Here is an 11,190-nt window from a genome sequence, read left to right as displayed (position 1 = left end):
TTATCTTCTATTGTCCTGCGATACTTTTTCGTATCGACAAGATATATATTATCATATCCCCTCTCCTTTGTCAACTACTTTTTTCCATTTTTTCAAAGTTTTTTTCATATTTTTATTCGTAAACCATTTTTTACTCCTTAGAAAAAACCTTAAAATTACTATTTTTACTAATACTAACCTCTGTTTAAAAATAGGAATAAATTTTTATAATAGTGTTGTTTAATAGCTAATTCATATCATCCAATTAAATTATTTTTACTATATCTTGATTAATAATTATTTTTTTATATTACTATGTTTTTTCTTTTTATTTCCGCAGAATTACTTGTTGCCACAAATCCTTATTTTGTAATAAAGGTTTATCCTAATTGTAATAATATTACTACGTAATAGCCTATAACTTATCTACGATATTCTTTAGAATTGATAAAAACTTGCCATGTTTAGATAGTTTTTTCAGTATAGAAAAATGCTCCGATGATTTATTTATAATAGACTTTATTAAAAAAATTAAAATTATATTTTAATTATTTAAAAATATTATATTTATTTTCCTTATTCAGAAAAATTTGTAATAATTTCATTACTTAACAACGAGAGTTAATACAATATAAAAAAGTTAACTCCCTGTTAATATTAAACATTATATGATTTAAAATTTATAAATAACCTATTATCTATTATTATAACTTTTATATAAAAAATTGTGTATAAAAAAAGGAATTTTTCTAATCATGGTAATTAGAAAGATCCCTTTTGAAGTTTATTAATATTTTAGTTGTGAGTAGACTTCATACCCTTTAAGAAATTCTCGTCCTTTTAAATCTGATAATTCTATCATAAACGCTAATTCATATACTTCTGCTTCTAATTTTTCTACTAATTGAACCATTGCTTTGGCGGTTCCTCCTGTAGCTAACAAATCATCAACAATCAATATTTTCGAATTTTTTTCAAAGGCATCTTTATGGATTTCTATACTATTTTTACCATATTCCAAAGAATACTCTACACTTTCAACTTCTGCAGGTAATTTTCCAGGCTTTCTTGCAGGAACAAATCCTGCTCCAATATTATAAGCTATTGCAGCTCCGAAAATAAATCCCCTTGCGTCAGCTCCTACTACATAGTCTATTCCTTTATTCTTGTATCTGTCTGTAAAATCCTTTATGATGATTTCCAGCCCTTCTTTATCTTTTAACGCTGTTGTAATATCTCTAAAAATTACTCCTTTTTCTGGAAAATCTTCTACCGAACGAATTAATTTTTCTATTTTTTCTTTTTCTTCTATTTTCATTTTTTCTTCTTCCTCTTTTCTACAATTATATAATTAACGATAATTCTGTGTGCAACTATACTTATGAATTTTTGGTTCGTATTGTTTGAATTAATTTAATTTTTAATAAATTTAAGATGTAACAGTATTTTATAAACCAAAAACAATTTTACTGACATAAATGTTATAATTTTCAAAAACCAATAGTTATTATCTTTATTGTTTTTATAAAAATATTAAATACATAAAATTTATGATTCAGTGATTTATTTAACTTATAATACAGCTAATAGACTACATATAAATATTTCTTAATTAATCATTCCATAAACTTCCTAAATCAGTTCTTATTTTTTCATTATTCATTAATTTTAATAAATTTTCTTTAATATTCGGATAAATTGTCATTGTTTCCAATTCTTCCTTTGTTACAAATTTCAAATCTGTCAAAACTGCTTCTTCTCCTAATTTTATGATACTATCATTTTTATTATTACGGTGTATTTTATAAAACAGATTTAAAACATGACGTTTCTTATCTGGGGAAATTGTTTCTGAAAAGAACAAAAATTCATCAACTTCTATATCCATATTTGTTTCTTCCTTATATTCACGAATTAAGGCTTCTTTTGTAGTTTCGCCCCAATCATTTCCACCGCCAGGAATAAGCCAGTATTTTTTGTTATTTTTGTGATGTTGAATTAGCAGAATTTTATTATCTTCTATGAGAATTCCTGCCACACGTATTCGTGGTCTAACTTCTTCCATTTTTTCTCCTTATTTCTCTCTTTCTTCCTCCTGATCAATAATAATCGCTCTTACTCTTTCCACACGCTTATTATCCATATCAGTCACTTTTAATATAAATTTATCGTCTTTTACTTGATCAAATACATCGGCAACTTTTCCCAGCTTGTCTTGAATATATCCAGAGATTGTATCGTATTCTTCAGATAAAGGAATTTCTATATCCAATTTATCGTTTACTTCCTCAATAGGCGTATCTCCTTTTATATCAAATATTTTTTCACGAATTTGCTGAATATTTTCTTCTTCCTGATCAAATTCATCTCTTATTTCTCCAACAATTTCTTCCAACAAATCTTCAATTGTTACGATTCCCTGTGTTCCTCCATATTCATCAATAACTATTGCCATATGAAGCTGCTTTAACTTGAATTCTTCTAGCAATTCTATCAAAGATTTTGTAATTGGAACAAAGTAGGCTTCTTTCATAAAATCCTTTATTGGAGGATTTTCTCCAGTTTGCTTATCGTAACGGAGTAAATCTTTCATATGGACTGTTCCTACTATTTTGTCAATTGTTTCTGTGTAAATTGGGATACGTGTAAAACCTTGATCTAAAATTTCATCCCATACATCATCTATTTTGCTTTCTGCTTCCAATGCAAATACATCTCTTCGTGGAGTAAGTATTTCCTTGACTGTTGTTTCGGAAAATTCAAAAATACTGGTAATCATTTCCTCTTCGCCTTCTTCAAACACACCGCTTTCTGTTCCCGCCTTTAAAAATGTTAAAATTTCATCTTCTGTTATTTCAAACATTTGATCTTTTACCTTTATCTTGAATATTCCAACAATAAATCTTGAAATATGTATAAATAAGCGAATTAGCGGTTTTAATACAATTCGTATTGTATTTAACGGAATTATTAATGTTTTAGAAACTCCGTAGATGTTGTTTCTTGCTATCAGCCTCGGTACCATTTCAGAAAATATCAGGATAAGAACAATTAACACAAAAAATGAAATTCCTACAAAAAGATTTTCTGCATAAATTCTTTTTATTAAATAAACTCCTGTAAAAACCATTGAAGAATAAGAGATTGTCTTCACAAACAGAAGTGTTGTAAGTAATTCATTTGGATTTTCCAGCCAAAGTTTTAAAAGTTCGCTTTCCTTTGTTTTCTCCTTTTCTTTTGAATCACTTTTTAAATGTATCTGCTTAAGCGATGACAATGCTGACTCTGCAGCTGATAAAAACGATGTAAAAAACAATAAAACCAATAATAGAATAATATCTAACAAAATCCTCTTCTCTTCCAAATTTTATCCCTTCTTTATTTTTTATTTTTATAAAAATTATTCAATAATCATTAATGTCTGACCTTTTTTTATACTATCCTTGTCTTTAACAAGTATTTTTTTTACTTTTCCTGCAACTGTTGATTTTACTTCATTCATAAGTTTCATTGCCTCTACTATACAAAGTGTCTGTCCTTCTGTAACGGAATCCCCCTCTTTTACAAATGAAGAAGCTGTTGGCGATGGTGATGCATAAAAAGTACCAACCATTGGGGAAGTAATTTGTGTTCCTGAAATTTCTTCAGAAGATGCTTCCTGTACTGGTGCAGATGTTTCTTGCGGTTGTACTTCCTGCGGAATATTTGATGGTGCTGTAGTCATAGGTTGAGCTAACGCATTATTTACTATGACATTTCTTTCTTTCTTTTTCTTAGTCAATGAAACTTCAAAATTATTGTCTTCGTATTTTACTGATTCAATTTTATTTTCATTCATACTTTCGGCTAATTTTTCAATAAATTTAATTTTATCTTTCATTAATTTTCTCACTTTCTTTTTATTTAGTCTTATTTATTTTTTGATTATATGATTTAAACGTATTCTTTATTAGCATTGCAATTGTCATTGGACCAACACCGCCGGGAACTGGAGTAATGAAAGAGGCTTTTTTAGAAACTTCTTCAAAATCCACATCTCCACATAACTTTCCATCCACACGGTTTATTCCAACATCAATCACAACTACACCTTCCTTTACATCAGATGCTTTTACTAATTTTGGATAACCTGCGGCTGCTATTACTACATCTGCTTTTTGTAATTTTTCAGATAGATTTTTTGTTTTTGAATTACAAGTTTGAACCGTTGCGTGCCTTTGCATTAACAAAAGTGTCATTGGTTTTCCCACAATGTTACTTTGTCCAATCACAAGGACATCTTTTCCTTTCAAATCAATATTATATTCTTCAAACATCTGAATCACTCCAGCTGGTGTGCAAGGCAAAAATCCTGATTCATCTCCAATCATCATTTTACCAATGTTTGTCGTATGAAATCCATCAACATCCTTTTCAGCTAAAATTGCATTTACAATATTTAATTCATCAATATGTTTAGGAAGTGGTAATTGTACCAAAATTCCGTCTATATTGCTATTATTATTTAATTTTTTTATTTCTGAAAGTAAATTTTCTTCTGTAATATTTTCATCAAGTCTAATTGTTTCAGAATAAAATCCAACTCTTTCACAAGCTTTTATTTTATTTCTTACATAAATTTGTGAAGCAGAATTTTCTCCTACTATAATTACCGCAAGTCCAGCTTTTCTGCCAACTTTCTTTTCCAGTTCACTATGTTCCTGTTCAATTTCTATCAAAATCTTTTCTGAAAGTGCCTTTCCATCAATTATAGTCATAGCTTTCCTGCTAAATTAAATTTAACAGGTTCTCCTTTCGATATTATATTTTTTCGCTTATATTATTTATTCTCCAGAAATTTAATTCCTGTAACTTTGCTGAAATATCCATATCTACAACTTTTATGTTTTTATCTAATTCCAATTTATAAGTTGTCATGTTAAGTATTGCAGAAATTCCACTTTTTACAAGACCTTCTGCTGCAATTTGCGCCTGTTCTTTTACAACTGCTAAAATAGCCATTTCAATTCTTGTATCAGAATTATTCTTCATATTTTTTATAAATTCATCAACATTTTGTATATCCTGAACAATTAAATTATTAGCAGCTGTTTTCCCAATCTTATTCTTATCCTTGTCAAATATCCCAACAATTTTAAATCCTTCACCTAGAACATCGAGATTTGAAGAAAGCATTTCTCCCATCTTACCGTGTCCTACAATTATCACATTGTTAATTTTATCAATTCCAAGAATTTTTGTAATAATTTCTATCAGATTATCTATATCATAACCTTTCCCTCGTACACCAAACTCACCAAATGTTGATAAATCTTTACGTACCTGAGCAGAAGTAGTGTTCATAATTTTAGCAAGTTCGATGGAATTTATTTCGTTATACTGTTTTCGGACTTCTTTTAGAATAGATAAATATTCTGTCAATCTTTGTACAACTCTTTCAGAAATTTCCATTTTTTTTAACTTCATATTTCCTCCTATGAAAATTAGAAAATTACAATCTAGCCTTCCATTCTTATTTTGAACTAGAATTGCTATACAATAATTTTTCTCCAATTACCATTTTACGTCCATTAATAATATCTACTCCCTTTTGAAGTTTTTTCCCTTCAAATTTTGCCTCCAAAATCAATAATCCTCCATTTGCGACTTTTACAACAGGCCCTTTTTTATTGATAATTTCGACAATTGTACCATTTTCTGATTCATCTTCATATTTTTTTTCAATTTTTTCACTTTTGTAAATTTTTATGTTTTCACCTTTTTCGTTGGAAGTATGTGCCGCTGGAAATGGGTTTAATCCACGAATTTGATTGTAGATAACTTCTTTTGTGCTATTCCAGTTGATTTTTGACTGTTCCTTTGTAATCGGCTTTACTAAAGTGGCTTTGCTATCATCCTGCTTTTCTGCCTGAACTTCCCCATTTTCAATCAGTTTCAACGCTTTTTCAAGTCCAACCGCTCCCAAATTCTTCAATTTATCGTGCAGAGTCCCAAGCGTATCATCTTCTGCAATTTTACAATATTCCTTTAAAATTACATCTCCAGAATCAAGCCCTTCCTCAATATACATTATGCTTACACCTGTTTCAGTGTCCCCATTTAAAATAGCGGAATGAATAGGCGAAGCTCCTCTATATTTCGGCAAAAGTGAAGAATGCACGTTTATTATTCCATATTTTGGAATATCAATTATTTCTTTTGGCAAAATTTTTCCATAAGCTACAACTACGATTAAATCAGGATTCACTTCCTTAATTTTGTTTATAACTTCTTCATCCTTCATTTTTTTGGGCTGAATAATTTCCACATTATTATCAATTCCAAACTGCTTTACGGGAGAAAATATAATTTTATTTCCTCTGGCATTTATTTTATCCTCTTTTGTAAAAATAAGCTGTAATTCAGTATTTTTAAATACAACTTCCAGACTTGGTATTGCAAATTCTGGTGTTCCCATAAATATTGTCTTCATTTAATTTCTCACTTTCCTGACTTTATTAGTCCAAGTCCCTGTAAATTCTGCCTTTTGCAAAATCTTTCTTTAGAACATCTAATTTTTTAGCAACTAATCTTTTATTCATAACCGAAAGTTTGTCTGTAAACAGGATCCCTTCTATGTGATCAAATTCGTGCTGAAATGCCCTAGCCCACATTTCATCGAGTTCTTCAATGACTTCTTCCCCATTTTCATTCAAATATTTCACTTTAATTTTCGCAGGACGGTTTACTTTCTTAAAAACTCCAGGAATGCTCAAGCATCCTTCCTCCATATCTGCAATTTCTTCAGAAAACTCCAAAATTTCTGGATTAATAACTTTTTTTACAACTCCTTCGTGTTCCAGCACAAAAAATCTTTTGGCAATATCCACCTGATTTGCAGCAAGTCCCACTCCATTGGCTTTTCTCATAAGAGCAACCATTTCATCTAAAATTTCTCTTATATTATCATCAACTACGTCAACTTTTTCTGATTTTTCACGTAAAGTTGGATGTCCATATAAAACTATTTTCATTTTTATTTTTTCTCTCCTTATTAAACTCATTATTACCCATTTTATTTTATCATATTATTTGATAAATTTTAATACAAAACATCAATTAATTTTTTATTTAAATTTTATTTTAAATTATTTCTACTACCAAGCTAATTGTTTTTCTGAATTTTTCATATTAGTTTTTTTAACGCAGAGGTATCAAACGCCATATCTCTTATTTCACAATATCAGTTACTTTAACATCTTTGAATTGATTAGCACTTAACAATTATGGCGAAAGTTCTACGAACTACTCCCGCTTGACGCAAAACTTTCTTATAAATGAAAACTTGTTTTTGAATACTCGACTATTCTAATATGAAAAATAAATTTTACTTTAAATACATTCCAAAAGCTCAAACAGTTCTTTTTCTCTTAATGAAATTTTGCTTGATAAATTTTACTTATAACAATTATTTCAATAAACTAAAAAAGTTGTTATTTCTAGAAATTTAAAATTACTAATTTCAACAGAATGTTATAAATATCAAAATTAAATTTTTCAATCAATTAACTTCCTAAATCCGAATTTTGTTTCCGATACAAGTACTGCAAAAAGTACTAATCCAGCCCCAATTGCCACTCTAAGTGATAATCTTTCACTTAATATAAAAAATGCAAAAAGTGGTGCAAAAAGTGATTCTGTTGACATTAGCACTGAAGCTCTTGTGGAAGTTGTATATTTTTGACAGAATGTCTGTAATACTGTTGGTATCGCCGTTGAGAAGATTGTTAAATAAATTATCGCAATCAGCATCATTCCTGTAGGCTTTTGAATTTTGCTCGTATCTGAAAAGATAAAAATATTTGCCACAAACAATATTCCCGCTACAAACATCTGCATAATGACAAGTTTTAAAGGTTCAACTTTTTTGCTGAAATATCCATTCGTAGCAATTTGCCCTGCAAAAAATATCGCACTTATAATTGTCAAAATATCGCCAAAATTAAGATTTGCAAGATTCATCTTCCTGTCAAAACTTATCACAGCAACTCCCATTACACAAATAACCGAAGCCAGAAATGCAAAAATATCAGGACGTTTTTTGTGCAAAAACCAAAAAATATAAGGAACAATTATAACGTTAATTGATGTAAAGAAGGCATTTTTACTAGCAGTCGTGAGCATTGCCCCATAAGTTTGAAAAGCGTATCCAAAAAATTGAAAAATTCCAACAATTACTCCAGCAAGAACATCATTTTTTGTGAATTTTCCTATTTTTCTAAAGAAAATCCCATAAAGAATAATCCCTCCCACAAGAAATCTAACCGCTGACAAATAAAACGGATCAACTCCTGTATTCAGCCCAATCTTCACAAATACAAATCCAAGTCCCCAAAATATCCCTACAAAAAGCAGCCCAAAATCTGCCAAATACTGTTTCACAAAACTTCTCCTTATCATTTTGAAATTTTTCCAAAAATAAATTAGTAACATTAAATAAATCTAACTTATATTAAACACTATTTAAAAAATAAAGTTTAATTCTTAAGTATCTATCTTAAAGACTTTTATAATTTTATTTATAAATATTATGATTAATAATAATTTTTATATTTTTTTACTCAATTTTTTGTAACGTAAGGGCATCAAACGCTATGCCCTTACAACCCCGCTTTACGCAAAACTTTCTTATAAAGAAAAAATAAAACTCGCTTCGTAAAAACTACGCTCAAACAGTTATTTTTCCTTTAACGAAATTTTGCTTATTTAATGTTTTCCAAATGTAAAATCCTAAAATTTAAATATAATAATTTTATTTAAAAATAATTTTACAATTCATTTCATTATTCCGTTTCATTGCTAAAAAACTTCTTATAAATATCCATTTTCAAAAATTCATTTTCTATTTTCCCATCATTTTTTTCCAGATATTCTATTACAAAATCACGTACAAATTTGATTTCTTTTACATTTTTTACAATGTCGGTAAAAAGCATATCAGATACTCCACTTTGCCTTGTTCCCAAGATTTCTCCTGAATTACGCAGCTTTAAATCTTCTTCGGCGATTTTGAATCCATCTGTTGTTTCTTCCATAACTTCCAGTCTTTTTGTTGAAATTTCATTTGTTGTTTCAGATTCTAAAAAGCAGTAGGACTGATATTTTCCACGTCCAACTCTTCCACGTAGCTGGTGAAGGGAAGAAAGTCCAAATCTTTGAGCGTCACGGATTACCATAATTGAGGCATTTGGCACGTTTACTCCAACTTCGATTACTGTTGTGGAAACTAGAATATCAAGTTCGTGATTTTTAAACTGTTCCATGACTTTCTGCTTTTCCTTGTAAGTTTGCCGTCCATGCATAAGCCCAATTTTTCTATTTGGAAAAATTGAAATGTATTCTTCGTATGTTTCCTGTGCTGATTTTACATTCAGGCTTTCACTTTCTTCAATTAATGGCGATACTATGTATACTTGCCGTCCCTCTTTCATTTTCTTTTCCATAAAGTTATACATTTTTTGTCTGTCAATTTCATTTTGTATCCATTTTGTCTTAATCGGACTTCTCCCAGCAGGCAACTCGTCAATAATTGATACATCTAAATCTCCATAAATTGTAAGTGCAAGTGAACGTGGAATCGGAGTGGCACTCATAACAATTAAATTGGCAAGATTTCCCTTGTCACGTAAAAGTTTTCGCTGTGTTACCCCAAACCTATGCTGTTCATCAATTACAATTAGCCCAAGATTTTTGAAAATTACATTGTCCTCTATTAGAGAATGTGTTCCAATTACAATGTCAACAAGTCCTTCTTTTATCTCATTTAGCAGTTTTTCCTTTTTCTTTCCCTTCACACTTCCAGTCAAAAGTTCCACTCGTATGTCAAGATTCATAAATTCATCTACAATTCCTAAATAATGCTGTGTGGCAAGAATTTCTGTCGGTGCCATAATTACACCTTGATAATTGTTTTCCACCATATAAAGAAGCATTATAAATGAAACAATCGTCTTTCCAGAACCAACATCCCCCTGAATAAGCCTATTTACAATCTTTCCAGCCTTTAATTCAGAATAAATTTCCTTTATTACACGTTTCTGAGCTTTTGTCAAATCATAATCCAGACCCTTTATAAATTTGCTCACAAGACTTTTGTTGTCTTCAAGTTTATAAATATTCTTATTTGCCTTGTCAACACTAAAACGATTTTGCAAAATTCCCATTTCCAGAAGAAAAATTTCCTCCAGCATAAATCTTTTCCGTGCTTTGCTTTGCTTTTCCTCATTTTCTGGAAAATGAATATTTAAAACTGCCTCTTTTCTTCCAAGCAGTTTCTCCTTCTGTAAAAATTCCTTTGGTAGATTTTCCTGCAACAAATATCCGTAATCCATTAGGGCATTTTCCATAACTTTTCTAATTGCCTGCTGTCTGAGCGACTCAGTAGACGGATAAATAGGTAATATCTGCTTTTGTTCCTGCATATCAAAACTAGCTTGATTGATTTTTTTATACTCAGGATTTACAAGCTGAAATTTTACAGTCTTTCTCACTTTCCCATAAACTGTAATCTCATCGCCAATGTGAATACCATTTTTCACAAACCTGTTATTAAACCACACAAGCTCAATCATTCCGCTATCGTCACTCAAAACCGCTCGAAACATAGTCCTTCCAGCCTTTATATACTGATTAACCACATTCACAACCGTTCCCTGTAAAATCACAAATTCATCTGCCAGAATTTCCACAATTTTCTTATGATTACTCCTATTCTCATAAGCTCTTGGAAAAAAATAAAGCAAGTCATAAAGTGTAAAAACTCCCAATTTCCTAAATTTTGGAATGTTTGTTTTTGTAACTCCTTTTATTTTCACATTTTCTAAATTTTCATAAAGCAAGTTATATGTTTTCATATCCATTTCCGCCTTATTTATATTATAGTAAAACTTATTTAAAACCAAACTCAAAAGCTATGACTATTTTACTCAAACCTTAAATTTATATAATTTTAGCAGTTTAATTTAAAATAGGTTTGAGTATACTTTTCAAATTAAATCTTTATATATAAATCAAATTGATTTTACTATAATGATACCATAATTTGCTTAAATTTTCTATATTTTATAAAAAATAAAAATAGAATGAGTGTATAGATGTCAAACATTTGTGACAAAAATATATTAAAAAAAATATTTCTTCCCTAATGTATCTTTAACCTACTGATTTTCCTTG

General features: G+C 29.5%; 10 protein-coding genes. All 10 read right to left on the bottom strand.

Annotation, left to right across the window (positions count from 1 at the left end):
• Positions 1-766 precede the first annotated feature (766 nt).
• The 10 genes from ACEG17_RS09910 to recG all read right to left on the bottom strand — a co-directional run bounded on the left by ACEG17_RS09910 (position 767) and on the right by recG (position 10,871).
• The gene (locus tag ACEG17_RS09910; protein WP_021743970.1) at positions 767-1,297 is read right to left on the bottom strand and encodes an adenine phosphoribosyltransferase; all 531 of its coding nucleotides are present in this window, start codon (positions 1,295-1,297) and stop codon (positions 767-769) included.
• A 294-nt stretch (positions 1,298-1,591) separates the two neighbouring features.
• Positions 1,592-2,044, bottom strand: coding sequence for an NUDIX domain-containing protein (locus tag ACEG17_RS09905; RefSeq protein ID WP_372583588.1), 453 nt, complete (start codon positions 2,042-2,044; stop codon positions 1,592-1,594).
• Positions 2,045-2,053: 9 nt separating this feature from the next.
• Complete coding sequence (locus ACEG17_RS09900) at positions 2,054-3,343, bottom strand: hemolysin family protein (RefSeq protein ID WP_372583587.1); 1,290 nt, start codon at positions 3,341-3,343, stop codon at positions 2,054-2,056.
• Positions 3,344-3,379: 36 nt separating this feature from the next.
• A complete protein-coding gene (gene accB, locus ACEG17_RS09895; protein WP_372583586.1) occupies positions 3,380-3,859 on the bottom strand; it encodes an acetyl-CoA carboxylase biotin carboxyl carrier protein in 480 nt (159 codons plus the stop codon).
• 19 nt (positions 3,860-3,878) lie between these two features.
• Positions 3,879-4,736, bottom strand: coding sequence for a bifunctional methylenetetrahydrofolate dehydrogenase/methenyltetrahydrofolate cyclohydrolase FolD (folD, locus tag ACEG17_RS09890; protein ID WP_372583585.1), 858 nt, complete (start codon positions 4,734-4,736; stop codon positions 3,879-3,881).
• A gap of 43 nt (positions 4,737-4,779) precedes the next feature.
• The gene (locus ACEG17_RS09885) at positions 4,780-5,445 is read right to left on the bottom strand and encodes a redox-sensing transcriptional repressor Rex (protein ID WP_299570659.1); all 666 of its coding nucleotides are present in this window, start codon (positions 5,443-5,445) and stop codon (positions 4,780-4,782) included.
• Between the two features lie 46 nt (positions 5,446-5,491).
• A complete protein-coding gene (gene fmt, locus ACEG17_RS09880; RefSeq protein WP_372583584.1) occupies positions 5,492-6,451 on the bottom strand; it encodes a methionyl-tRNA formyltransferase in 960 nt (319 codons plus the stop codon).
• A 25-nt stretch (positions 6,452-6,476) separates the two neighbouring features.
• A complete protein-coding gene (def, locus tag ACEG17_RS09875) occupies positions 6,477-6,992 on the bottom strand; it encodes a peptide deformylase (protein ID WP_039901191.1) in 516 nt (171 codons plus the stop codon).
• Between the two features lie 523 nt (positions 6,993-7,515).
• The gene (locus tag ACEG17_RS09870) at positions 7,516-8,400 is read right to left on the bottom strand and encodes a DMT family transporter (protein ID WP_372583583.1); all 885 of its coding nucleotides are present in this window, start codon (positions 8,398-8,400) and stop codon (positions 7,516-7,518) included.
• A gap of 401 nt (positions 8,401-8,801) precedes the next feature.
• Positions 8,802-10,871 (bottom strand): ATP-dependent DNA helicase RecG, encoded by a 2,070-nt coding sequence (recG, locus tag ACEG17_RS09865; protein ID WP_372583582.1) that lies wholly within the window; start codon positions 10,869-10,871, stop codon positions 8,802-8,804.
• Positions 10,872-11,190 lie beyond the last annotated feature (319 nt).

This window comes from Leptotrichia hongkongensis (assembly GCF_041538065.1).
In the GTDB taxonomy this organism is placed as follows: domain Bacteria; phylum Fusobacteriota; class Fusobacteriia; order Fusobacteriales; family Leptotrichiaceae; genus Leptotrichia; species Leptotrichia hongkongensis.
Note: the sequence above shows the minus strand (reverse complement) of the source record. Positions and strands in the feature narration are given on the sequence as shown.

Excerpts from the sequence above, each read along its gene's own strand:
- ACEG17_RS09885 (WP_299570659.1), bottom strand. The coding sequence starts at position 5,445 with ATGAAGTTAAAAAAAATGGAAATTTCTGAAAGAGTTGTACAAAGATTG.
- fmt (WP_372583584.1), bottom strand. The coding sequence starts at position 6,451 with ATGAAGACAATATTTATGGGAACACCAGAATTTGCAATACCAAGTCTG.
- folD (WP_372583585.1), bottom strand. The coding sequence starts at position 4,736 with ATGACTATAATTGATGGAAAGGCACTTTCAGAAAAGATTTTGATAGAA.
- accB (WP_372583586.1), bottom strand. The coding sequence starts at position 3,859 with ATGAAAGATAAAATTAAATTTATTGAAAAATTAGCCGAAAGTATGAAT.
- def (WP_039901191.1), bottom strand. The coding sequence starts at position 6,992 with ATGAAAATAGTTTTATATGGACATCCAACTTTACGTGAAAAATCAGAA.
- recG (WP_372583582.1), bottom strand. The coding sequence starts at position 10,871 with ATGAAAACATATAACTTGCTTTATGAAAATTTAGAAAATGTGAAAATA.
- ACEG17_RS09905 (WP_372583588.1), bottom strand. The coding sequence starts at position 2,044 with ATGGAAGAAGTTAGACCACGAATACGTGTGGCAGGAATTCTCATAGAA.
- ACEG17_RS09910 (WP_021743970.1), bottom strand. The coding sequence starts at position 1,297 with ATGAAAATAGAAGAAAAAGAAAAAATAGAAAAATTAATTCGTTCGGTA.